Origin of the sequence: Polaribacter sp., assembly GCF_049276715.1 — a bacterium.
GTDB lineage: Bacteria > Bacteroidota > Bacteroidia > Flavobacteriales > Flavobacteriaceae > Polaribacter.
Map to the genome: position 1 here is coordinate 39,178 of NZ_JBASWY010000041.1, position 23,801 is coordinate 62,978.

21 protein-coding genes are annotated in these 23,801 nt (G+C 29.5%); 6 read left to right on the forward strand and 15 right to left on the reverse strand.

The window, feature by feature from the left end:
- Positions 1–3 precede the first annotated feature (3 nt).
- The 6 genes from WAO74_RS09995 to WAO74_RS10020 are packed head-to-tail and all read right to left on the reverse strand — an operon-like array spanning position 4 to position 7,062.
- Positions 4–1,422: a mannosyltransferase gene (locus tag WAO74_RS09995; RefSeq protein WP_422161736.1), complete on the reverse strand. Its 1,419-nt coding sequence runs from the start codon at positions 1,420–1,422 to the stop codon at positions 4–6.
- Positions 1,422–2,912 (reverse strand): cellulose synthase family protein, encoded by a 1,491-nt coding sequence (locus WAO74_RS10000; RefSeq protein WP_422161738.1) that lies wholly within the window; start codon positions 2,910–2,912, stop codon positions 1,422–1,424. Before WAO74_RS10000 ends, WAO74_RS09995 begins: the two co-directional genes overlap by 1 nt.
- Positions 2,912–3,604: a glycosyltransferase family 2 protein gene (locus WAO74_RS10005; protein ID WP_422161740.1), complete on the reverse strand. Its 693-nt coding sequence runs from the start codon at positions 3,602–3,604 to the stop codon at positions 2,912–2,914. Before WAO74_RS10005 ends, WAO74_RS10000 begins: the two co-directional genes overlap by 1 nt.
- Positions 3,605–4,084: a toxin-antitoxin system YwqK family antitoxin gene (locus tag WAO74_RS10010; protein WP_422161741.1), complete on the reverse strand. Its 480-nt coding sequence runs from the start codon at positions 4,082–4,084 to the stop codon at positions 3,605–3,607.
- Positions 4,081–5,706 (reverse strand): 4Fe-4S binding protein, encoded by a 1,626-nt coding sequence (locus WAO74_RS10015; RefSeq protein WP_422161743.1) that lies wholly within the window; start codon positions 5,704–5,706, stop codon positions 4,081–4,083. The genes WAO74_RS10010 and WAO74_RS10015 overlap by 4 nt, the downstream gene beginning before the upstream one ends.
- 6 nt (positions 5,707–5,712) lie before the next feature.
- Positions 5,713–7,062 carry an NAD(P)/FAD-dependent oxidoreductase gene (locus WAO74_RS10020; RefSeq protein WP_422161745.1) on the reverse strand — a complete coding sequence of 450 codons (1,350 nt, stop codon included), beginning with the start codon at positions 7,060–7,062 and terminating at the stop codon, positions 5,713–5,715.
- A 155-nt stretch (positions 7,063–7,217) separates the two neighbouring features.
- Between WAO74_RS10020 and WAO74_RS10025 the strand changes: the two genes are divergently transcribed.
- The 6 genes from WAO74_RS10025 (at position 7,218) to WAO74_RS10050 (ending at position 13,345) form a co-directional block, all read left to right on the forward strand.
- A complete protein-coding gene (locus tag WAO74_RS10025) occupies positions 7,218–8,117 on the forward strand; it encodes a transporter (protein ID WP_422161746.1) in 900 nt (299 codons plus the stop codon).
- A 27-nt stretch (positions 8,118–8,144) separates the two neighbouring features.
- On the forward strand, positions 8,145–9,146 hold the full coding sequence (locus WAO74_RS10030) for a glycoside hydrolase family 113 (RefSeq protein ID WP_422161747.1): 1,002 nt from the start codon (positions 8,145–8,147) through the stop codon (positions 9,144–9,146).
- 83 nt (positions 9,147–9,229) lie between these two features.
- Positions 9,230–10,063: a universal stress protein gene (locus WAO74_RS10035; RefSeq protein WP_422161749.1), complete on the forward strand. Its 834-nt coding sequence runs from the start codon at positions 9,230–9,232 to the stop codon at positions 10,061–10,063.
- A gap of 140 nt (positions 10,064–10,203) precedes the next feature.
- Positions 10,204–11,439 (forward strand): POTRA domain-containing protein, encoded by a 1,236-nt coding sequence (locus tag WAO74_RS10040; RefSeq protein ID WP_422161751.1) that lies wholly within the window; start codon positions 10,204–10,206, stop codon positions 11,437–11,439.
- Positions 11,440–11,497: 58 nt separating this feature from the next.
- Entirely contained in the window at positions 11,498–12,229 is a 732-nt protein-coding gene (locus WAO74_RS10045; RefSeq protein ID WP_422161752.1) for a metallophosphoesterase family protein, read from the forward strand.
- A gap of 249 nt (positions 12,230–12,478) precedes the next feature.
- Positions 12,479–13,345, forward strand: a complete 867-nt coding sequence (locus WAO74_RS10050; RefSeq protein ID WP_422161754.1) for a glycoside hydrolase family 16 protein — start codon at positions 12,479–12,481, stop codon at positions 13,343–13,345.
- Between the two features lie 416 nt (positions 13,346–13,761).
- Here WAO74_RS10050 and WAO74_RS10055 read toward each other — a convergent pair whose 3' ends face one another.
- The 9 genes from WAO74_RS10055 to WAO74_RS10095 form a co-directional block, all read right to left on the reverse strand.
- Positions 13,762–14,577: a purine-nucleoside phosphorylase gene (locus tag WAO74_RS10055; RefSeq protein ID WP_422161755.1), complete on the reverse strand. Its 816-nt coding sequence runs from the start codon at positions 14,575–14,577 to the stop codon at positions 13,762–13,764.
- Between the two features lie 5 nt (positions 14,578–14,582).
- The gene (locus WAO74_RS10060) at positions 14,583–15,284 is read right to left on the reverse strand and encodes a T9SS type A sorting domain-containing protein (protein ID WP_422161757.1); all 702 of its coding nucleotides are present in this window, start codon (positions 15,282–15,284) and stop codon (positions 14,583–14,585) included.
- A gap of 6 nt (positions 15,285–15,290) precedes the next feature.
- Complete coding sequence (locus WAO74_RS10065) at positions 15,291–15,905, reverse strand: TIGR04282 family arsenosugar biosynthesis glycosyltransferase (RefSeq protein WP_422161759.1); 615 nt, start codon at positions 15,903–15,905, stop codon at positions 15,291–15,293.
- Complete coding sequence (locus WAO74_RS10070) at positions 15,895–16,362, reverse strand: VOC family protein (protein WP_422161761.1); 468 nt, start codon at positions 16,360–16,362, stop codon at positions 15,895–15,897. Before WAO74_RS10070 ends, WAO74_RS10065 begins: the two co-directional genes overlap by 11 nt.
- Positions 16,355–16,849 (reverse strand): rhodanese-like domain-containing protein, encoded by a 495-nt coding sequence (locus tag WAO74_RS10075; protein ID WP_422161763.1) that lies wholly within the window; start codon positions 16,847–16,849, stop codon positions 16,355–16,357. The genes WAO74_RS10070 and WAO74_RS10075 overlap by 8 nt, the downstream gene beginning before the upstream one ends.
- Before the next feature lie 6 nt (positions 16,850–16,855).
- A complete protein-coding gene (locus WAO74_RS10080; RefSeq protein ID WP_422161766.1) occupies positions 16,856–17,683 on the reverse strand; it encodes a metallophosphoesterase family protein in 828 nt (275 codons plus the stop codon).
- Entirely contained in the window at positions 17,671–19,053 is a 1,383-nt protein-coding gene (locus WAO74_RS10085) for a sodium:solute symporter family transporter (protein ID WP_422161768.1), read from the reverse strand. The genes WAO74_RS10080 and WAO74_RS10085 overlap by 13 nt, the downstream gene beginning before the upstream one ends.
- A gap of 95 nt (positions 19,054–19,148) precedes the next feature.
- Entirely contained in the window at positions 19,149–20,588 is a 1,440-nt protein-coding gene (locus tag WAO74_RS10090; protein ID WP_422161770.1) for a SusD/RagB family nutrient-binding outer membrane lipoprotein, read from the reverse strand.
- Positions 20,589–20,598: 10 nt separating this feature from the next.
- Positions 20,599–23,793: a SusC/RagA family TonB-linked outer membrane protein gene (locus WAO74_RS10095; RefSeq protein WP_422161772.1), complete on the reverse strand. Its 3,195-nt coding sequence runs from the start codon at positions 23,791–23,793 to the stop codon at positions 20,599–20,601.
- Positions 23,794–23,801 lie beyond the last annotated feature (8 nt).

Genomic DNA, 23,801 nt, shown 5'->3' on the forward strand with positions numbered 1-23,801 from the left:
TTATTAAATGATTAAGTTGTTATTTTTTGATGATTTATTTTTCAATTCGTAAATTAAAAACCCAAATACCAATAAATATTCAATTATTAATATAAATGGATTTTCTTTCCAAAGTTCATTAGCATACACTTGATAACTTAAAATAACAACCAAACTCCAGAGAATTGGGAATTTATATTTTGTAAAAACAGATAGCAGTAATGGTGTTGCTATATACCAAGGATGAAGAGTTGTCGCAGTAAAATAGTAAAAACACAAACCAAATAACATTGCTGTAAATAGTTGTTTAAAAGAAGTGTTTTTTCTAAAAAAGGTGAGTATTATTAAAAATAGAATGGTTGAAATAGCTGTTATTTTTCCAATAATTGCAATTTCATTGTAGCCTCTAAAAACGTAACCTATTTCTCTAAAAATGTAATAAAAGCTTGCATTAAACTCAAATTTACCAAACCATAAGGCTATAGATTTTGTGTAGTTTTCTAGTAATTCTGATGAATAAAAAGGAAGAAAAAGTAGTGTAATTGTAGATAAAATGATTGCGTAAAATGCTATCAGTTTTGAAATTCCCATAAAGGCAGGAATATTTTTTTCAAGATTTACAACATTTTTTTTACATTGAATAAATTCTAAATCTAAATCTCTGTTTTTTACAAACCATTTAAAAAACAAGGGTAAAAACAATAAAGGAAGCAATTTTAAGGAAATAGAGAGTCCAATAAAAATAGCTGCTAAAATCCATTTTTGTTGATGTAATTTATACATCCCAACAATAAAAAAGAAGAGCATTACAGATTCGAAATGCAAATTGCCTGTCATTTCTATAATGATGAATGGATTTAATATGTACCAAAATATATTTCTTTTTGGTAGGTTTAGTTTCTGTAATAACTTACTTCCAAAATAAAGAATTCCAATGTCTGCTAAAATAATGATCGACCTTAAAACAATAATAGAACCAAATATACTTTTGCTAGAAAAAATGGCAGCTATTAAAAAACAAAGTTGATTTAAAGGTGGGTAATTGGAATAATGGCTTCCATTTAATTCGCCCATTCCAAGATACAATTCAGAAGCTTCAGCAATGGGATATATTCTTTGTTGCATAAAGTATTCTGGATAAGATAAGTAAGGATTTAAGCCTTCTAAAATCATTCTTCCATCCCAAATAAAACGATAAAAATCTTGTGATAAATTTGGAGTAGTAAAGAGAAATATCAATCTAAAAAGAATGGAAATGCCTACTAAATTTGAAAATGAAATTTTCTTGTTATTTATTAAAAAATAAAAACAACCAAAGAGTGCAGACCACAAAAAAAGGAGCTTATAAAATGCTGTTCTTTCTAAAAAGTAGCCAAATAAAAAGTAGAGAATTATGCTTGTAAGAACTAATAAAGTAACCTTTTGTTTTCTAAAGAAAAACATTAAGCTTTCGAAAAAATGGATTTAAAAAATACATAAGAAAAACCAACAAAAAGCATAAAATGGAATGGAAATAAACCAAAATCGCCTCCTTGATCTCCAACAATAAAAGCACTATACATTCCAAACACAAAATATAAAGCTAATATACCTTCTAGAATTACGTGTACAGAGGGTTTCTTTTTAATGTATTTATTATTTTTCCAACCGTCTTTTATGGTTTTAATATTAAATTTTGGTGTTCTTACAAACTCACTTTTTTTACCAAAATGACCTTCTAAAACTGCTATTGTATTATGCAATGAAAAACCCATTGCAACAGAAAAGAAAGTGAAAAATGCGCCTATATATTTAAAAAATTTAATAAATCCACCACCATAAATATTTTTGTACATATGCCAATAACAAACAAAAAAGATGAGTGAACTAACCACAAAAAAGCTCATCATATAAAAATAATTTCTTAAGTGAGCATATTCATTTTTAATATACAACATGGGCACACTTAAAACAGCCACTAAAAATATGCAAGTAAACATAGAGCTATTTAACAAATGCAATAAAGCATGAATTTTAGTTTTAAAAGGAGCGCTTTTACTCGTGATAATTCGTCTCGCCATTTTTTGAAAATTCTCTGCACCACCTTTATTCCATCTAAATTGTTGCGATCTTGCTGCACTAATTATTACAGGTAGTTCAGCTGGAGTTTCTACTTTCTCTAAATACTTAAATTTCCAATTTTTTAATTGTGCTCTATAACTTAAATCAATGTCTTCTGTTAAAGTATCTCCTTGCCAATTTCCAGCATCATAGATACATTCTTTTCGCCATATACCAGCAGTTCCATTAAAATTTATAAAGTGTCCTTTGCTATTTCGTCCTACTTGTTCTAAAGTAAAATGGGCATCTAACATAAACGCCTGAATTCTTGTTAAGGTTGAATAATTTCTGTTAATATGACTCCATCTTGTTTGAACAACTCCAATTTTTTCATCCTTAAAATAAGGCACAGTTTGCAGTAACCAATCTTCTTTTGGTAAAAAATCTGCATCAAAAATGGCAATAAATTCACCTTTTGCTAATTTTAAACCTTCTTTTAACGCTCCAGCTTTATAGCCATCTCTATTACTTCTTCTAATATGTTTAATGTCTATGCCTTTTTCTTGCACTTTTTTTACGTGTTTGGCAGTCATTTCTACAGATTCATCTGTAGAATCATCTAATACTTGAATTTCAAATTTATCTATAGGATAATCTATTTTTGCAATATTTTTTAACAAACGCTTCATTACATAAAGCTCGTTAAAAACAGGAAGCTGTATCGTTACAAAAGGAATTTCTTCTGGATTATTAAAATCGAATTTTGGAGAAAAATCTTCTTTATCTCTGTTTTTTAGGTAGTTAACAAGGAGATTTAATTGTGCTAGAGCATACACAAAAATAAGCAATAGGCATATTGTATAAATAGAAATAACTAAATATTCTAAAATCATTATTTAAAACTGTATTTAAAAATCCAACCTAAAATTTTCATACCTGCAAATATACTACCTTTTATGGTACCTGAAACTTTTGAAACTCCAATTCTATTTCTATATTTTACAGGTATTTCTATATATGTCATTTTTTGTTTAATTACTTTTAATTGCATTTCAACTGTCCAACCATAGGTTTTGTCTTCCATTTTAAGTGCTAATAATTTGTTGTATTTAATAGCTCTAAAGGGACCTAAATCTGTAAATTTTGCACCAAAAAAGAATTTCATTAGAGAAGTGGCTAGCCAATTACCAAAGATTTGTTGAGGTGTCATTGCCCCAGTTTCTCTATATTGATGCACTCTTGCACCAACAACAAAATCTAAATTATCTTTAATTATTGGCCTTACAATTTCTATTAGTTGTTCTGGGTAATCTGAATAATCTCCATCTAAAAATACAATGATATCTGGTTTGGTTATTTGACCTGCAATATAATCCATCCCTTTTAAACACGCAAAACCATAGCCTTTTTGCTTTTCCAAAAGAACAGTAGCTCCTGCATTTCTTGCATTTATTTCTGTGTTATCTGTAGAATTATTACTAATTACAATTATTTCGTTAACAATTTTAGGAATATCTTTAATAACTTTTGCAATAGAATTTTGCTCATTATAAGCAGGGATAATTACTTTTATTATTGGGTTCATTTATCTTAAATCAAATAGATTGTTCTCTTTTTTAAATGATGAAAAGTCTGTCCATTCTTTAATTTTTTTCCCAGCTTTAAATTTTGAAGCTTTTATAAGTTCGTTTTTTTTGTAAATCAAACAATATCCATTTTTCTGATTATTTTCTAATTGGCATTTGTGGTTTATATTACCATTTTTGTCGTAAAATAGCCACCAACTATCTTTATTTCCTTTTTTGTAATGACCTTCTTTTTCAAGAATTGAATTGTCGTTGTAAAAGTACCAATAATTTATTTTTTGACCATTTTTAAAACGTCCTTCTTCTTTGATATTTCCATTTTTATGATAAAATTTCCAATAATCTATTTTTTTATCATTTTTCAACCAACCTTCTTCTTTCAGTTGTCCGTTTTTGTAATAGGCCTTGTAATATATTTTTTTCGCGGATATTGTAAAATTTATCAATAGAATTAGAGTAAACACTATTTTTTTTATCATAACTTCTTATTTACCAAACTCATTAAATCTATATCATTCCCTAATAAAATGTCTGTTGGGTTTATTCTTCCATTTTCAGGTCCATTTTCTAATTTTAAAACTCCTCTTGGACAAACTGCAGAACAAATTCCACAACCCACACAACTAGAACGTACAATATTTTCTCCTTTTTGTGCATACGCTCTTACATCTATTCCCTGCTCACAATACGTAGAACAGTTACCACAAGAAATGCATTGCCCACCATTTGTAGTAATTCTAAAACGCGATTTAAAACGTTGTACTAAACCTAAATAAGCAGCTAATGGGCAACCAAATCTGCACCAAACTCTGTTACCGAAAATAGGATAGAAGCCTGTTCCAATAACGCCTGCAAACCAAGCTCCAATTAAGAAACTATAGGTGTCTTTTATCCATTGCGATTTTATTCCTAGAAAAGAACTCGTTCCAGAAAAATAACAATATAAAGTAACTAGCGTCATTAATAAAGAAAAAACTAAAACAGCATGAATTAACCATCTTTCTAGTTTCCATGCATTTAAACTTTTGTCTGAATGCTGTCTGTATGGATCTCCTAAAGTTTCGGCTAAACCTCCACAACCACAAACCCAAGAACAGTACCATCTTTTTCCAAAGAAATAAACCATTACAGGAACTATAATTAAAGTTAAAATAATTCCCCAAACCAAAATAAAGATACCTATTCCTCCACTCTCAGATAAGCTTTTAATGTTCCATTCCCAAAAAAAATCATAATCTAAAGGAAAGGCGCTTTTAAAATCGTAACCAGGTTTTCCTAAACTTGCCATAATTTCAGGAATTAAAAAGGCAAATACAATTTGAAAAAATAAAACCGATGTTGTTCTTACAATTTGATATTTATTATGTCTGTATTTAATGTACATTCTTATGCCCATTGTTAGCATAATTGTGCAGTATAAAAAACCATAAACAAACCATTGAGATGCTTCACCACCATTTAATGCTTTGCTTATTGGGTCTAAAATATATGTCCAATTCACTACATAATCTGCCATAAAATATAGCACCAAATAAAAAGTAACCAAGTAAACTAAAACCAACCAAGCAATAAAACCTCTATTAGTTGAAGATTCTTGATAAATATGATCGTTTTTTATGCCAGGTTTTCCAAGTAAAATTAGGTTTGGTAGCATAAACATTAATGCGCCTAGAATTCCTAAACCAAAAGTTAAGAACCACATGAGGCTAGCATTTTCTTTTACAAAACCACTGCCTGCTTTTTTTGCAATCTGATAACTTATGGCGTGAGGTTTTCCATTGATTTTATATTGATACTGTAAGCCTTTTTTATCCCAATTTTTCTCTTTGTTATATTTTTCTATTAAATTATCATAATACAAATTGTTTTTTTCTACAGCATTTCTAACGCGCTTAGAAAATTGGAAAATATTTAAATTTTCATCGGTTACAATTCCTTTTTGTAATTCTTCTTTAAAAATGTCACTTTTGTATTTCTTTTCAACAAAATAAATGTCTAATTCTTTTTCTGTAAAAGAAAAGTTCCCTGTAAAAACAGATGCTGTAAAAATGGTTAATCCTATTAAAAAGATTACTAAACCTATGTGTTTTATTGTTTTCATTATATTTTAAGCTTTAGAAAAAATTCGTTTCCAACTTTTCTTTTTTACTTTAATATCAGTTCCATTTTCCTGATTGAACTTGGCAACAATATCGTTTTCATACAAACTGTAAAATTCAGGATCGAAATTGGCGTCTTTTAAATATTCTAATACGTGTTCTATTGATTGATTTTCAGTTAACCATCTATCAAAAAGCTCATGGCGCATTCGAATTCCGAATGTATTTATTCCTAAAAATTTATGCGTATTTTTATCATAAGAAATGGTAATACAAATATTTTTATTCGCATGTTGCCATTGAAAATACGTTTCATTTTCTTGTTTGTTTCGCTCGCTAAAAACCCAACCATAAGTTTGATATTCAATATCTAAAAACTTGGCAGAATTAAACCAATGTCCAGGTTTGTATTCCATTTTGTTTCCACAAATGGTTTGTGCTAAAGCTTCGCCCATCATTCTTCCTGTATACCAAACTGCTTCAATATTTCTACGCTGACCAATTGCAGTGTGTTGTTCTGCACAATCTCCAATTGCATAAACATCTTTTATATTTGTTTCTAAATATCTGTTTACTAAAACTCCTTTTTTAGTTTCAATTCCTGAATCTTTTAAAAAGGCGATATTTGGAGTTACACCTGCAGTTAAACCCACAACATTGCAAGATATTTCTTCACCAGTTTCTTCAATAATTATCGATTTTACACGTCCATTTTCATCACTTTTAATTTCTTTTAAATTAGTACTTAATCGCAAATCTATATGATGTTCTTTAATATGATTGTTTATCATTTCAGATTCTTGAGCAGGCAGAACTCCGTTCCAAAAACTATCTTCACGTACTAAAAAAGTAACAGGTATTTTTCTGCTTCTCAGCATTTCTGCCAATTCAATTCCTATTAATCCACCACCAACAATTACAGCTCTTTTACAAACTTTGTTATTAGGTGCATATTTTTCTAAATTTTCTAAATCTTGTTTATGATACATGCCCATAACTCCTTCTAAATCCTGGCCTGGCCAACCAAACTTATTTGGTTTTGAACCAGTTGCAATAATTAATTTATCATAAGAAAGTGAAGAAGAATCTTTAAATTCTAATGTTTTTTTATCAGTATCTATTCTAGAAACATAACCTTCTTTTAGGTTGATGTTATTCCTCTCCCAAAACCAATTTTCGTAAGGTTGCGTATGTTCAAATTTCATGTGCCCCATGTAAATATACATTAGCGCAGTTCTAGAAAAGAAGTATTTGGTTTCAGCAGAGACAATGGTTATTTTTTTGTCAGAATTTTTTCTGATATGCCTTGCAACTGTAACACCAGAAATTCCATTTCCGATAATAACAATATGTTCCATAGTTAGTTGATTAGTTCTTGCATTTAAGTCGAAGTTAAAGTTAAGAACTTAAAAAGCAACTATAATTTAGAATTATTATAAATAAAATATTCTGTAAGTAATTAATTTAATTAAAGACTGATAGCATAATCTAAATTAAACTAAACTAAACTAAAATGAGAAACAATGTAAAGCAAATCGTATTTGCATCACTTTTATTGATAAGTATTCATGTTTTTGCACAAGAAGAAGATAATTCTAAAAGCAACATTCAAACCTACACACCTTCAAAACTTTTAAATAAAGATCAATGGGATATTAAGTTTTTTAATAATTTGTACACAGAAACTAGTGCTACTTTTAATGGTATTAAAGCAGACAAACCAAGAGAAAATTACTTTACATCAACCATCGAAATTTTTAAAGGAATATCAGAAAATAGTCGGTTTAATGTAGGTTTAATTATCGAAACAAGGTCGAATACAATAAATGGTAGAAATGCTTTTTCGGTTTTTAGTTTTGATGGTAGAGCAGGTATTACCTCAATTGCACCTTCAATTAAATGGCAACCCATAGAAAATATTGGTAATTTTTCTGTTCAATCTACAATAAATATTCCTTTGGTAAAACAAGAAACAGTAGATGGTATTTTTTTAGATGAAGCAGCTTGGAATTTTCAAAATCGCCTTTTTTACGATTACACTTTACCAAGTGGAAAATGGCAATTATTTACAGAATTAAATACACAATACTTTTTTGGAAAGGACGAAAACGCAGTTTTTGACGCTCAAGGTAGAAAAACAACTTTAGAAGGTAGTTTCGCCTCAGGAACTTTTATCTTAAATCCAGGGATTTTTATGAGTTATTTTCCAAGTGAAAAATCTACTATTTTAGGATTTATTCAGCACACAAATCGTTTTGGAAATTTTACACAAGATTTTACTGCTTTGGGTTTTGGTGGAAAATACCAATTAACCAATACTTTAAATTTAGAAGCATTATATAGTAAATTTGTGCGAGGAAATAATACAGGTTTAGGGCAAAGTTTTAACATTGGTTTAAGAGCTTTGTTTTAATAAAAATAACTACTTTTAGAGAGATTTATGAAAACAAAAACTCTCTTATTAGCAGCTATTATTTTATTACAAATATCCTGCACTAGTCAAACAAAAAAAATAAATGGTTTGAGTTTTGTAGCATCAAGAGATACAATTGATGCCAAACATATAAACCCTGCAATAAAGGTAAATAGTAATTATGTTGCTTTAATGCCTTATAGCTATATTAGAGATATTGAAGTTCCTAAGATTCAGTTCAATACAAATAGAGAATGGTTTGGGGAAACGAAAAATGGGTTGCTGCAGTATGCCAAAGAGTTTCAAAAAGTTGGCATAAAAATTATGGTAAAACCTCATTTATGGTTAAGAAGAGGAGGTTTTACAGGAGATTTAAAACCAACAACTGAAGAAAATTGGGTACTTTTAGAAAATACTTACAGAGATTATATTTTAACATATGCATATGCTGCCAAAGAATTAAATGCAGAAATATTTTGTATTGGTACAGAGTTAGAAGAATTCGTGCTAAATAGACCTAAATATTGGCAGAAATTAATTAAAGAAATCAGACAGATTTATAAAGGGAAATTAACCTATGCTGCAAATTGGAATGAGTATAAAAAAGTTCCTTTTTTAGCAGAATTAGATTTTATTGGTATTGATGCTTATTTTCCTTTAAGTGAATTAAAATCGCCAACAATCAAAGATTTTGAAGACGGCTGGAAACCTCATAAAGAAGAAATTATGAGTATTCAAAAAAAATATAATAAACCCATTTTGTTTACAGAATATGGCTATAGAAGTGTTGATTATAATGGTAAAAAACCATGGGATGTAGATAGATTAGAAGGGAATGTAAACCTTAAAGCACAGGCAGATGCTTTGCAAGCAATTCATAATCAGTTTTGGAAAGAAGAATGGTTTGTAGGTGGTTTTATTTGGAAATGGTTTCATGCACATGATAAGGTTGGTGGAGAAAACAATAACAGATTTACACCTCAAAATAAACCTGCAGAAGAGTTATTAATACAATTACATAAGCAATAAATTTTTCTAAAAACATGATAAATGTTTTAATAAAATAAGCAAAACCTGTTTAGTTTTGTGTTAGACTCTAAAATTCATTTAACATGAAAAAAATAATTGTACCCATAGATTTTTCTCAACATTCAGAATATGCTTTAAAAAGTGCAGCCCTTTTATCAAAAAAAACAGAAGTAACCATTTATGCGCTTCATATGTTAGATCTTCAACAGGTGAATTTTGCACAAAGTCCAGGCTATAGTCAAGAAAATGCCGTTTTTCTCTTAAAACTAGCAGAAAAAAGAATAAAAAAGTTTCTTCAAAAAGATTTTTTAGAAGGTATTAAAGTAGTTCCAATTATTAAGCATTATAAAATTTTTAGTGAAATAAATGAGATAGCAAAAGAAATTGGGGCAGATTTTATAATTATGGGCTCTCATGGAGCTAGTGGTTTAAAAGAGTTTTTTATGGGCTCTAATACAGAAAAAGTAATTAGATATTCTGATACACCTGTTTTAGTAGTAAAAGATGAAATACATGATATTAATTTTACAGATGTTGTTTTTGCAACTGATTTTTCAGAGGAATCAATTCCTGCCTATAAAAGAATGTTAAGCTCACTGGAGTTTTTAAATGCTAGAAAACATCTTTTGTTTATAAACTTGCCAAGCGAAAAATTTAAAACTACTCCAGAAATGGATTATTTAGCTACTAACTTTTTAATGCAAGCAGAAGGAAATATAGACAGATTAATAAATGTGAATTTTGTTTGTGCAAAATCTATAGAAGAAGGTGTTTTTACATTTTCTAATGCAGTTGGTGCAGATTTAATTTCGCTAGTTACACATGCAAGAAAGGGCTTGTCTCACGTTTTTTCAGGAAGCATTTCTGAAGATATTTCAAATCATTCTGCATTGCCAATTATTACCTTCAAAATATAGAATATTTAAGGCTAAGATTTATTTGTAATTTATTAGAACCAAATTAGTTAAATATAATTTGGTAAATTTGTAAATACAAAAATGTTTACAGCCTAGTAATGAAATTAAAAAACGGATTGTTTTTTTTACTTTTTTTTTGGATGTCAATTAGTTTTTTTTCGCAAGAAAATTCAATTAATAATATAGAAATAGAAGGCACAAAAAAAACGAAAAAGGTTTTTTTAAAATCGTTACTATCTTTTAAAAAAGGAGATGTTTTAGATTCTACTTCTTTAGATAACGATATTGTTTTACTAAAAAGACTACCAGCAATTAGCAATGCCTATTACAATGTTTATTATTCTGATAATAAAGAATGCAGGGTTTCTATTGTAATCGAAGAAAATTACACCATAATTCCAGAAATTAATTTATGGACCACAACTAACAAACAGTTTTCCTACAAAATAGGTTTGTATGATTATAATCTTTTAGGAAGAAATATTGTTTTGGGAGGTTTTTATCAAAACAATGGTTTTGATTCTTATGGCATTAATTTTAGAGCACCCAACTTGTTTTCTAAAAAATGGGGTTTGGCTTTAAATCATCAAAACTGGAAAAGTGAAGAACCACTTTATTTTGGAAATCAGTCTGCAAATTATTTATATAATAACATTTCTTTTGAGGTTTTAGGTTTGTATCAATTCAACTTAAAAAACGAAATTAATTTTGGAGTGAATGTTTTTAGTGAAAAATATCAATATCTATCAGGAGCAACAGATGCATCTATTCCACAAAGTTTAGATTTAGATAAAACACTTTTCAAACTTCTGTATTCTTATGATAGTTTAGATTATTTTTATCAATATGTAAGCGGATTTAAAAGTGTCTTATACACACAATTTGTAACTTCTAATAATCAATTTCAAAGCGATTTCTTTATAGCTTGGAACGACTTTTTTTATTTTAAAAGAATTGGAGAAAAAGGAAATTGGGCAAACCGATTACGTTTTGGTTTATCTAGTAACGAAGAAACACCTTTTGCACCTTTTGCTTTAGATAATAATGTTAATCTGAGAGGTGTGGGTATTTTAGTGGATAGAGGCACAGGTGTTATCGTTTTAAATTCAGAATACAGATATACTGTTTATGATAAAAAGTGGTTAGCAATTCAAACCAATATTTTTTCTGATTTTGGCTCTTGGAGAAATCCTGGAGGAAGTTTAAATGATTTCGTGCAAAGTGAAAATATTAGAATATATTCAGGAGTTGGGCTGCGTTTTATAAGTAAAAAAATATACAATGCAACGTTTAGAATCGATTATGGTTTTAGTGTTTTAAACAGAAAAAACAATTCTAATGGTGGTTTTGTTTTTGGTATTGGGCAGTATTTTTAATGTTATGTTAATATAAAAACTCTTTAAAGGGTTTAGTTTTGTTACTTAAAGAAAAAGAATGAGAACTTTTGCAATAGGAGATATTCATGGAGGTTTAAAGGCACTACTTCAAGTTTTAAACAAACTAGAAATCACAGAGAAAGATACCTTAATTTTTATGGGAGATTATGTAGATGGTTGGAGTGAATCTGCTCAAGTAATTGAGTTTTTAATCCATTTATCAAAAAAAATAAACTGTATTTTTATAAAAGGAAACCATGATATTTGGTGCGAAAATTGGTTAAAAAACGAGAACGACGTGAATCCTTCTTGGTTTATGCATGGAGGAAAACAAACCATGGAAAGTTATGATGGTTTTTCTAAAGATGATAAAAATAAGCATTTAATCTTCTTCAAAAATTTAAAAATGTTTTATTTAGATGATCAAAACAGGCTTTTTTTACATGCAGGTTTTACATCTATTCATGGTGTAGAAAGTGAATCGAACAAAATAAACTTTTGTACAGACAGAACTTTATGGGAAATGGTTTTTTCTATGGACAAGAACATACGTAAAGATTCCATTTTTTATCCTAAAAGATTACAACATTATAAAGAAATTTATATTGGACACACACCAACCACAAATTTCGGAATCGAAACCCCAGTTAATATTGCCAATTTATGGAATGTTGATACTGGAGCAGCTTTTAAAGGGAAAATTTCAGCAATAAATATCGATACAAAAATATTTTTTCAAAGTGATAATTTGCCAAGCTTATATCCGCATGAAAAAGGTAGAAACAACTAATTTTCTTTAAAAAGTACTAAAAAGTACTAAAAAGTCTAATAAAAGTAGCTTGTTGAAAAAAAAAGAACTTAAAAAGGGCTAAAAAGAAACATCCTTTTCTTTTAATAAATTTAAATTTGTTTAATTAAAGATGTTGGGGGATGTCTTTATTAAAATTAGAAAGCTGTTTCATAGAGAGACAGCTTTTTTTCTTTGTTTTTTTTGATTTCTTAATTTTACTTATCTTGTATCAATAAAAAAACAGTAACAATGAAAACTAAAACTACTTTCTTAAATTTAATTCTATTTTTTTTAATAAGCCTTGCGTTTTCTTGTAAAAAAAAAATAGCGAAAAAAGAATCAAAAATCGAAGTTTCGCAAGTTTGGGAAGTCGATTTTATAGATGATTTTAATTCTTTTAATACTGATAATTGGCAAGATCAGCGCATTTGGGTAAATAATGAAACACATTGTTACGTGCCAGACAATAAACATAATACACGTGAGGTAAGTGAGGGTACATTAAAGTTAAGAGTAGTAAATGCAGGTGAAAAATTACCTTGCGATAATTTTGATAAACATGGCAAGCAGCATCCAGAAACCCAATATGTAGCTGGTAGAATATGCTCTAAAAACAAAAAAGAATTTGTAAAAGGTAAATGGACAGCCAAGCTAAAGTTAAGTAGCAATGGCGAAAAAAGCATGTTTCCTGCTTGGTGGTTATTAGGCGCAGAAAATAATGAACCTCCTGTGCAAGAAGAAAACGAAACCGTTTGTTGGCCTTTAACTGGTTCTGGAGAAATAGATATTTTTGAACATCATGGAGATTATCACCACGATTTATTTACAACAGGTGCAATTGTAAGTTTAGGAAACTGTGATAAAGGAGATTGGGAAAGTAAACGTAGAAATTTTCCTGCAACTCTGAACGATTTTCACGAGTATTCTGTAGAGTGGGAAAATAGCGATTTGGTTTATAGATTGGATGGAAAAGAAATTTATAGAAATGAAGGTGAAGGAGATAAATATCCAGAAAAAATGTTTGCTATTTTAAACTTTGCTAAAATTACAGATTCACCTATGGATGATAGTTGGACCATGGAAGTAGATTGGGTAAAGCACGAAAAAAAGATTTAACTTCAATAAAATTTTAAAGAAATGACTTGGAATAAAATACTTTACAAACTAAATACTTTAGGTTTTGAAGGACTGTATTTTGATGTTAAAATAGGTAAAAGAAAATATTTAAGAATACGAATTTGGTAGTTTTAAGAGAATCATTTTTCTGCACTAAAACTTCTGTAGAACACTCCTTTATGATTCATAAAAGAACTTTACGATTAAATTATTACTAAAATTATAAACACACTTTTTATTGCACAACCTTGCAATGTTAAACGTATAATTTTACCATAGCCACCCCAAAGTGATTGAATAACCTGTTTTTCCTTTAAAGAACTTGCCCCTGTTTTTTTAGAATTATAGATTTAAAATATTCGTTCATAGAATATTAAATGTAGTAAATATAATTAATAATATTTAGGGAAATGGTATTACAAAATTTCAATAACCTTTTTAAAAAGAGTAATCATTTTAGGTTCTGCTTTACCAGCAATTGCAATAATTTCTGAAATATCTACAGGTTGTAAATTTTTAGGATCACATTCGTCTGTTAACACAGAAATGGCTGCACAAGGTAAATTTAATTGTTTAGCAACAATAACTTCTGGAACTGTACTCATTCCTACAGCATCAACCTCTAAAATTTGTAGCATTCTGTATTCTGCTCTAGTTTCTAACTGAGGTCCTAAAACACTTGCGTAAATTCCTTTGTGCAGTAGAATTTTATTTTCGGTAGCTATTAAACTTAATTTATTATTTATTTCTTTTGAATAAGGTTCTAGCATATCAGCAAAAATATTGCCAAAATTATTAGCTCCTTTAAATGCCAAAGGTGAACTTCCTTGTAGATTAATATGATCTTCAAGCAACATTAAATCACCTTTTTTGTAATCTAAATTGATAGCTCCAGCTGCATTCGAAATTAGTAAATTTTTAATTCCTAAGCCATGCATAGTTCTAATTCCGTAAGTAACTTCCCAAGGATTATAGCCTTCATATAAATGAAAACGACCAGCCATTACAATTACTTTTTTACCAGAAAGTTCTCCATAAATTAATTTTCCTGAATGAAATTCTACAGTAGCCACAGGAAAATTTGGAATGTCTTTGTAGGCAATTTCTTGTTCAATCGAAATTTCATCCACTAACTTCCCTAAACCTGTTCCTAAAACAATTCCTGTTTCAGGGTTTGTAATTCCTTTTGATTTTAAAAAATCGATGGTTTCTTGTAATCGCTTTTGTTTCATATATTTTATTGAACTACTAATTTTTGTGTTTTCGATTTTCCATCAACATCAATTTTAACTAGATAAATTCCTTTTTTAAAAGGAGAAATATCGATAATTTTTTCTGTAATTTTTGATTGATGAAAAACTTGTTTTCCTAAAACATTAAAAATACGAATTTCGGCAGAAACTCCATCAATATTTGAAACTTGAATTTTATTTTTTGCTGGATTTGGGTAGAAGGTAATTCTATCGATTTTATGTGTATCAATTGCTAAAACTGAACAACTATTTTGAGTGAATTTTGCAAAAGTTCCTAAATCCCAAAAATGGTCGAATTGTAAACAATAGAAGAATAATTTATCAAAATTTGTAATATCTTTTTCTTCAGGAATAGCAATTGTTAAAGTTTGTTGACCTGTTGCTTTTGTTAAACCAATTTCAAAATGATTTAAATCTGCAATTAAAGTTTGCGCTAAAACTGCATCTGATTTACCATCAGAATCCACTAAAAAAGCTCTAACATCTGGACCTGCAATTGTAGAAAAATTACTTGCTAAATTTAATGTCATTGTGTTGTTTGTATTTAAAGTTAGAGTTACATCGCCATTTATATGATAAGATTCTCCATCAGGACTATTTCCAAAACCACCAACAATTTCGGTACACTGAGCGTTAAATTCTATAATTGAAAAAGCAAAAAGGAAAGCAAGTAGTAATTTTTTCATATAAAATTATTTAGAGTTGATAAACGTTTGCATGATTTCTGGGATATTTACAATATCCTCATATACATCTATGTCGTTTTTAAACTCTAATAATTTCACTTTTTTGTCAATTAAATCTGTTAGTGTGTCTTTTCTAACAGTTTCTGTACCCCAATTTTTATTTTTAAAAATGTTTTCTTGCAAAACTTTCATACCCAAAAGATAATAACCACCATCTTCTGCAGGACCAATAACTACATCATTTTCATCTAATTCTACAAATGCTTTTTCAATATTTTCTGATGATAAATCATACAAATCACTTCCAATAATCATCACTTTTTTGTAACCAGATTCAAAGCTTTGCTTAAAAGCATTTTGCATTCTTATGCCTAAATCACCCCCAAATTGTTGTTGTTTTTGATAGATTTTTTCATCCCAAATATCATTTTCTCGAATTTTTACAGAATAATAAACAGCTTTATCAGCATTTACTTTTGATGAAATTTCGCGAGTTCTTTCCAGTAAAAATTTATAAATTTCTAAAGCAGTTTCATCTCCAACCGTTTTTGCCAAACGTGTTTTTGCTTTTCCTAACTCTGGGTTTCTGGTAAAAATTAATAATAAGTTTTTATGCTTCATCTTTTTCCATTTCTAACCATTCATCATAAGAAATTACTAAGCTACCTTTTTCTGGTTTGTGTTTTCCTGGCAGAATACCAATAAATTCTAAATAATGCCCATCAGGATCTGTAAAATAAATAGCGATTGCAGGTATGTTTGCAAAAACCATAGGTTCTTCTAAATCGGTATTTAGAAAATTCCAAAAATTTAAATTGTACGATTTTAAAAAAGGTATTGAGTCATTTAAAATCCATTTCCAATCGCATTCAAAAGCAAAATGTCTTGCCTGTATTTCTTCTTTTGGTTTTTCCCATAAACCCAACATAGCCTTTTGGGGCTTACCAATCCAAAATAAAGCAGCTCTTCTATCTTCTTCAAATAAATACATTTCTAACTTTAAAACATTGGTGTAAAAATCTATAGAACGTTCTAAATTTTCAACAAATAAATGCGTTTCAAATAGTCCTTTAATCATAAACTTTCTCTCCTTTTTTTAACCATTTGCTCCAACTTTTGTTAAAAGTATGTACGTTTTCTGTGGTTTTCCCTAAAGTATCAACAACTTGAAAATTGTTGTTTTTCCATTCAAAAATACCTCCATATAAATTGTAAACATTGGTATATCCTTCTTGAATTAATTTATAAGCAACTGTTTCAGAACGAATACCTAAAGAGCAATACACCACAATTTTAGTGCTTTTATCTTTTGGTAATTTCTCCAAGGTTTCTTTGATTTTAAAATTATCATATCCTACACAAATTGCATTTTCTAAATGACTTACTTTAAATTCTTTTTCTTCTCTTGCATCTAATAAAATAGCATCTGTTTTTGGCAATGCTAAGGTTTCTGCAGACATGTAAGGAACGTTTCTTTTGTTCCATTTTTCTAAAAGTTGATCTAATTTTTTTTGTCCAAAAGTAGCTGAGCTAACTACTAAAAAAAGTAAAAGTATTTTTTTCATTTTCTTTTATAATTGAATTCCAAATCCTTGTAAACCACTTTCAAAGGCTGGTAAAATTTCTGTATTATCCCAAATTCCTGTTATAATAGTTCTTGAATATTCTTCAGGAAGTAAGCCATTTTGCATCAATTTACTGGTTAATTTGTATTTGTATTCTAGTGTTTTATGTGTAAAGTTAAAACTATTATTCGAATCGTCTAAAATGACATACCAAACAGCAGGACTCCCATCATTTGCGGGCATTCCAATAACACCAGGATTTAACCAAAGTTGTTCTTTTTTTTGATGATGAAAAGGCAATCCACAATGTCCTGCAATAATTACATCACTTTTTGTAGCTTCAAAATTTGGTTTTTTAACTTCCCAATCTGTAGATTTATAAATAAATTCAGATACGTTAAAATACGAGCCATGAACTACAGTTACTTTTTTATCAGCATACTTAAAAGTAATATGATTGGGTAATGTTTTTAGAAATTCCAATGAATTTTCACTCAACTTACTTTGTGCAAACGGATACCATAATTGCGAAAAATTATCACATCTAGAGCCTTCTCTAAAATCGCAACCACAATCTTCTGCGTTTTCTCTCAACTGAATTTCTACATTGCCAACAATGCTTTTTGCACCCCACAACTTAAATAATTGCACAGTTTCTTCTGGTTGAGCACAATAGCCCACAATATCACCAGTACAAATACAATTTTCTGGTGCAATTTGTTCTTTTTCTGCAAGATGTTTTAAAGCTTCTAAAGCTTGTAAATTGCTATAAACACCACCAAAAAGTAGTGTTTTTCCTGATATTTTATCTAATTTCTCTATTATTTGATCCATTTTGGAATAAAATATAAAATGATACAACTTAAAATTCCCCAAATATTTACCCAAAGTAAATCTGCATATTTTCCTTCTGTAAATATCAATGCTTTTGGAAAAACATCAAAAACTAAAAAGATTCCAAAAACCAAACCACAAATTACAGATAAGTAAAAACTAATTTTTGGAACTTTGATATTCCAAAAAATAAAAATTGGAGTTAAACCAATTACCATGGTTCCAGAAATTGTGGTAGCCGATAAAATTTCGGCATCTAAAAAAACAGGGATTGTGCCTAAAATTGCCAATATTATCATTGAAATTCTTCCAAAGGAAACCGTTTTTTTTAGGTTTAAATCAATAGCCAATAATTTAGAGAATGATGAAAAAGTAGAATCTAATGTAGAAGCTGCTGAGGTGATCATTATAAAATTGATTACTAATAAAATAACAACGCCCAATGCTTTACCAACTTCTACTGCTGCTTGACCTTGCATACCTTTTGTTTGTGCGTAAACTCCAATCAAACTAAAAAGAACAATACAAATAGCACCTAAAAAACTGGCCCATAAAAAACTTTTACGAGTAACTTTTGGTGAAGAAATAAAACCTCTGTCTGTTAAAACAGGATCGTGAAAAGGGTAACTAAAAGATTGAATAATGGCTGCAAAAAAGAGATTTAAACCGAGTTCAAAACTCCAAGTTCCTGAGGTAATTATTTGTTCTGATGAAAATTCATCTGTAGAAAAAATAGTTCCTAAAATGATGATTAATAAAACTGAAAATAAGACCATTTGAATTACATCTGTAAAAATAGAACTACTCAACCCACCCTTTAAAGCATATCCTAAAGTTAAAACTGTAAATAAAATAATTGACCAATAATAAGAGGAACTTCCTATATCTCCAAAATAATTACCAATAACCATAGTATTACTCCAAACTTCATTAAATAGTCGAAAAGCAATCAAAATAGAAAAAATAGCCATTGCTTTTTTACCAAATCTCGAAATTAAAAATTCGTGAATACTTTTAAAATTTCCTTTTGTTCTTAATTGATAAATTACAATACCTGCAATAGCAAAAGACAAGTAATAACCAGCATAAGCAACTCCACCCACCAAACCAAAATCGAGACCTAAATTTGCAGCGTTTGTAATGCTTTTGGCAAAAATCCAAGAAATAATTAAGCTCCCTGTTAATACCAAAGTATTAGGCGCTTTTTTCTTATGGACTGCTTTAAAAAACTGATCTGTAGTTTTTGCTAAAGGAGATATAAAAAATAGTATTAAACTAAATAAAATCAAAAAACCATAAGCCCATCCTAACCTTCCTGTTTCGACTGAGCTCAACACAGGCGCCAGGAAGGAGTTCTCACTCAATTTCATAAAAAAGGATGTTAACATAGTTTTTATAAATTTACTCTTTCTCAAAAATTCCCACAACAGTTCCCTTTCCTTTGGAAAGGGTTAGGGATAGGATTTTACTCATTCCACCAAACTTTGGCATTTAAACTGTTTCCATTTGTTGCACTTGCAGCAACTGCATAATTGACTTGATTTAAAGTTGCTTCTTCAGCAGGATAAGGCATTCTAACAGGAATTAAACCATTGTTTAAACTTGCAGAGACTGCTTTTAAATTTGGAAAACCCGTTCTTCTATATTCAATCCAACCTTCATAACCATTAATGATAGACGCAATCCATTTTTGAGTGATAATTTGTTCTAAAGGAGTCTTGCCAACTGCATTAAAATTTGCATTTCCTGATAAATAATTTGCAGGCAAAATCGTATTCCAATATTCAAAAGCTTGTGTAACTCCTATACTGTATAATGTTTCTGCATTAGCAGTAATCAATCCTTTTTGTGCTGCTTCTGCCAATAAAAAACTAGTTTCCCAAGCTGTCATAAAATTAGCGTCTAAAGTAGAAGTGTCTTCTCTAAAAGCTATTCCTGCTAAAGAATAATCTGATAAAACAATAGAAGTAGTTGATGAATTAATTCCGTTAATTAACCCATTAAATTCGCTGGAAGTTGAGTTTGTAAAAGGTCTGAAAAATGTTGAAATTCTATCATCATTTAAATTAAGTAAAATTTCTTCCATCGTTTCAGAAAGCACAAAATTATTAAAATCGCCAATTCTTAATTGTGCCAATCTAAAACTATTGGGTTCTGAATTTGTGAAATCGAAAACAGCATTTTCGTTATTATTTTTGATATAATTCCCTGTATTGAAAATTGTATGCAGTTGATTAGAAACATCAACTTTATCAGAAATTCGGATTAAATATTTAATTTTTAATGAGTTTGCAAATTTTATCCAAGCTTGTAAATCACCTTCAAATAAAATATCACCTTGTAATGGAATTGAACTCGAATAATTATTAATTGCTGCAATTCCTTTGTCTAAATTATCTAGAATTCCATTTTCATTTTGATAAATAGCTGACTGCAAATCATAACTTGGAGTTGCTGTTCCATCTACACCATCAAAGGCTTCAAAATAAGGAACATCACCAAATAAATCTGTTAATCCTGCAGCCATGTATGCTTTTAAAATTAAAGCTGGACCTTCGTAAACTGCAAAAGCAGCAGTTTCTCTACTTTGTTTTAAAATGATTTCATTATCACGTAAATTGGTGTAAAAAATAGCCCAAGGGTTTCCACCTAATTGAGGACTTTTTAAATCGTGTCTGTCAAAGAGATTAAAGTCTAAAGCAGTTCTGTGTTGGGCTAATAAATCTCCTGCAACAAAACCTTCGTAACTCATTTGTTCACCAAAATCGTAAATAACTTGTCTTAATAACAAGCTAGGTTGCACAGCAGCAGGTGCATTTGGATTGGTGTTTATTTCTTCAAAATCTTTGGTGCAACTTGTAGTTATAAAACTAAAAATTGCGAATATGTAAATAATTTTTTTCATTGTAAATTTCTTAAAAATTAAATCCTACTTTAAAACCTAAACTTCTGCTGGTAGCATAACTCATATCTTCAACTCCACTTACAAAACCATTTCCTTGAACTGCAAGTTGTTCAGGATCGAAATGTGGATTTTCTGTAATTACAAATAAATTGTTTCCTATAAATGAAAAGTTCATTGTTGATGGATCTTTTAAACCTAAAAAGCCTTCATCAAGATTTAAAACATATCCAATAGAAAACTGGCGTAATTTTAAAAAGGAAGCATCATAAACATTATTTTCTTCATGATTTCTATCGTAAAATTGTCTGTAATAACTTTCTGCTGAAACTGCAACTATGTTTGTTAGCCCAGTATTTACGTTTACACCTTGAGCAATAATTCCTGCAGTTGGTCTAAAAGCAGTTTCTGCTAATTGGCCGCCAACATTTCCTAAAGCTCTTGTTCTTGAAACGATTTCTCCACCTTGTCTCCAATCGAATAAAAAACTCGCATTCCAATTTTTGTATTTGAAAGAGTTGTTCCATCCTAGCGTAAAATCTGGGTTGTAATTTCCTATTTTAATCAATTCGTTATTGGCAATATATCTTCCATTATCATCTAAAAGAAATTCTCCTTCACTATTTTTTTGATAACCTGTTCCATACATGTCTCCAATTTGTCCTCCTTCTTCTACCTGAAACCAAACTGTTTGGTTGGCACTATCATAAATTCTGCTGTAAGCCAACGTTAAACGTCCATCATTCTGTGGTAAATCTTTAATGATTGATTTGTTAGTTGCAAAATTAAAAGTAGTGTTCCAACTAAAGTTTTTAGTTCTAATAGGAGTTCCGCCTAAAATAATTTCAACTCCTGTTGTATTTACTTTTCCTCCATTAATTACTTGCTGATTGTAACCCGAAGAAATAGGAATTGGCAAAGAAATAATTTGATCTTTTGTAGTTGCATTGTAATAGGTAAAGTCGATATTTAAGCGATCTTTAAAGAAACGAACGTCTGTACCAATCTCATAAGAAGTGGTGATTTCTGGTTTTAAATTTGCATTCGGAATAAAGTTTTGATTGCTAAAAGTTGGTTGTCCATTAAATGGAGTTTGTGCAATAAATGCCCCAGAAGTTTGGTAAGGATTTGTATCATTACCTACTTGAGCAACACTTGCTCTCAATTTTGCAAAAGAAATAGTTGAAGGTAATTCTGTATAATTAGATAAAATAAAACTTGTGGAAATTGATGGATAAAAAAACGAAGTTCCATCTACAGAAAAAGGTGTTGCTAAAGCACTAGACCAATCATTTCTTCCAGTAATATCTAAAAATAAATAATCTTTGTAACCAAATTTTGCAATTCCATAAAATGAATTTATTCGCTTTTTAGATTCAAATTGAAAAACTTCTAAAGGAGAAGCTGCATTGTTTAAACTAAAAATACCTGGTTGTGCTAAGTTGGTAGTTTGTGTTTGTTTAGTAGATGCAGTTTGGTCTAATCTGTTACCTCCAAAAGAAACATCAAAAGAAACATCACCAAAATTATCTGTATAATTTACTAAAAAATCTGTGTTAATTTCTCTGTAAAAAACATCGTGTTCTGCATAAGCTCCGTTTTTAAAACGATTGCTACTAAAATTACGTTTGAATTCTCTTTTTTCTGATGAATAATCCATTCCAGAACGTAGAGAGACACTTAGTTTATCTGTAAATTGATGATTGATGGCAATATTTCCAAAAACACGATCTCTGTTAAAGGAATTGGTATTTTCCTTTAAAATAAAAAATGGATTATCGAAGAAAGTATAGTTAAAAGAATATTGTTGAACACCTTCTAAACCTGGCTGCCAATAATCGCGTAAACTATTAATATTTAAAGAACGTGGACCCCAAGCAACCAAGGAATAATTTACATTTTCACTTCCATAACCATTAGAAGGTCTGTTATCGCTATTCGAATTAATATAGTTGATAGAACTTGTAATTTTCGTTTTTTCTGATGGATTAAAATTCAATTTGAAAGCAGCTGTTTTTCTATCTAAATTTACTCCAGGAATAATAGATTTACTGGCTAAATCTGTAATAGATAATCTGTAAGAACCTCTTTCAAAACTATCATTAATAGCAACATTGTTAATAGTTGTAATTCCTGTTTGATAAAAATCTTTTAAATTATCTGGATTCGATTTAAACAAAGTGGCTGTAATAGGTAACCCTGAATATAAAGAAGTATCTCCACCTCTCACTACAGTTCCATTAGGTAAAGTTACTGGCGAATCAAATTGCGGAATTAAATTTCCAACATCTAATCTAGGTCCCCAAGAATAGGTAATATTGTCATTGGTTCCTCCACCCAAACCATTTCCATATTCGAAATTACCAGAATTTCCTTGTCCAAATTCGTTTTGAAATTCAGGCAAACGAAAAGCATTATCAAAAGTGATGGATGAATTTATGCTAATTCCTAGACCTTTTTTTTCATTTCCATCTTTTGTTTTAATGACAATAACTCCATTAGATGCGCGAGTTCCATACAAAGCAGCAGCACTTGGGCCCTTTAAAACGGTTACAGATTCAATATCGTCTGCATTTACTTCCATAGCTCCATTTCCAAAATCAATTCCTTGAAAACCAGCAGCAGCTTCATTGGTAAAGTTTAAAACTGAATTATTATTTATGGGTGTTCCATCTACCACAAAAAGTGGATTGTTGTTCGAAAAAGAAGCTTCTCCACGAATGGTAATTTTTGATGATGAACCAACTCCTGTTGCACCTTGTGAGATAGTTACACCTGCTAATTTTCCAGACAAATTATCTAAAAAATTGACTGTTTTTACCTCTGTAACATCTTTCGCTTTTATTTCTTGAACAACATAGCCTAGCTCTTTGGTTTTCCTGTTTAAACCTAAGGCAGTTACAACAATTTCTTCTAAATTAGTTTCAATTTCTTCTAATTGAACATTGATAATTGTTTGAGTACCAACTTTTATTTTTTGCGTTTTATATCCTAAATAAGAAAATGTTATAATTTGACTTTCATCTGAAACCTTTATGGAATAGGTTCCATTAATATCTGAAGTGGTTCCATTTTCTTGAGATGCTGTAATAGCAACAGAAGGAATTCCTTGACCTGTAATTTTATCGGTAATTGTTCCCGAAATTTTAATTTGTGAAAAACTGATGCTAGCTACAAACAGCATAATCCACATAAAAATGTGTTTCATTAAGTAAT

What these genes read in the sequence shown, in the direction of transcription:
- WAO74_RS09995 (WP_422161736.1), bottom strand. Translation starts at nt 1,422, where the DNA reads ATGTTTTTCTTTAGAAAACAAAAGGTTACTTTATTAGTTCTTACAAGC.
- WAO74_RS10000 (WP_422161738.1), bottom strand. Translation starts at nt 2,912, where the DNA reads ATGATTTTAGAATATTTAGTTATTTCTATTTATACAATATGCCTATTG.
- WAO74_RS10005 (WP_422161740.1), bottom strand. Translation starts at nt 3,604, where the DNA reads ATGAACCCAATAATAAAAGTAATTATCCCTGCTTATAATGAGCAAAAT.
- WAO74_RS10010 (WP_422161741.1), bottom strand. Translation starts at nt 4,084, where the DNA reads ATGATAAAAAAAATAGTGTTTACTCTAATTCTATTGATAAATTTTACA.
- WAO74_RS10015 (WP_422161743.1), bottom strand. Translation starts at nt 5,706, where the DNA reads ATGAAAACAATAAAACACATAGGTTTAGTAATCTTTTTAATAGGATTA.
- WAO74_RS10020 (WP_422161745.1), bottom strand. Translation starts at nt 7,062, where the DNA reads ATGGAACATATTGTTATTATCGGAAATGGAATTTCTGGTGTTACAGTT.
- WAO74_RS10025 (WP_422161746.1), top strand. Translation starts at nt 7,218, where the DNA reads ATGAGAAACAATGTAAAGCAAATCGTATTTGCATCACTTTTATTGATA.
- WAO74_RS10030 (WP_422161747.1), top strand. Translation starts at nt 8,145, where the DNA reads ATGAAAACAAAAACTCTCTTATTAGCAGCTATTATTTTATTACAAATA.
- WAO74_RS10035 (WP_422161749.1), top strand. Translation starts at nt 9,230, where the DNA reads ATGAAAAAAATAATTGTACCCATAGATTTTTCTCAACATTCAGAATAT.
- WAO74_RS10040 (WP_422161751.1), top strand. Translation starts at nt 10,204, where the DNA reads ATGTCAATTAGTTTTTTTTCGCAAGAAAATTCAATTAATAATATAGAA.
- WAO74_RS10045 (WP_422161752.1), top strand. Translation starts at nt 11,498, where the DNA reads ATGAGAACTTTTGCAATAGGAGATATTCATGGAGGTTTAAAGGCACTA.
- WAO74_RS10050 (WP_422161754.1), top strand. Translation starts at nt 12,479, where the DNA reads ATGAAAACTAAAACTACTTTCTTAAATTTAATTCTATTTTTTTTAATA.
- WAO74_RS10055 (WP_422161755.1), bottom strand. Translation starts at nt 14,577, where the DNA reads ATGAAACAAAAGCGATTACAAGAAACCATCGATTTTTTAAAATCAAAA.
- WAO74_RS10060 (WP_422161757.1), bottom strand. Translation starts at nt 15,284, where the DNA reads ATGAAAAAATTACTACTTGCTTTCCTTTTTGCTTTTTCAATTATAGAA.
- WAO74_RS10065 (WP_422161759.1), bottom strand. Translation starts at nt 15,905, where the DNA reads ATGAAGCATAAAAACTTATTATTAATTTTTACCAGAAACCCAGAGTTA.
- WAO74_RS10070 (WP_422161761.1), bottom strand. Translation starts at nt 16,362, where the DNA reads ATGATTAAAGGACTATTTGAAACGCATTTATTTGTTGAAAATTTAGAA.
- WAO74_RS10075 (WP_422161763.1), bottom strand. Translation starts at nt 16,849, where the DNA reads ATGAAAAAAATACTTTTACTTTTTTTAGTAGTTAGCTCAGCTACTTTT.
- WAO74_RS10080 (WP_422161766.1), bottom strand. Translation starts at nt 17,683, where the DNA reads ATGGATCAAATAATAGAGAAATTAGATAAAATATCAGGAAAAACACTA.
- WAO74_RS10085 (WP_422161768.1), bottom strand. Translation starts at nt 19,053, where the DNA reads ATGAAATTGAGTGAGAACTCCTTCCTGGCGCCTGTGTTGAGCTCAGTC.
- WAO74_RS10090 (WP_422161770.1), bottom strand. Translation starts at nt 20,588, where the DNA reads ATGAAAAAAATTATTTACATATTCGCAATTTTTAGTTTTATAACTACA.
- WAO74_RS10095 (WP_422161772.1), bottom strand. Translation starts at nt 23,793, where the DNA reads ATGAAACACATTTTTATGTGGATTATGCTGTTTGTAGCTAGCATCAGT.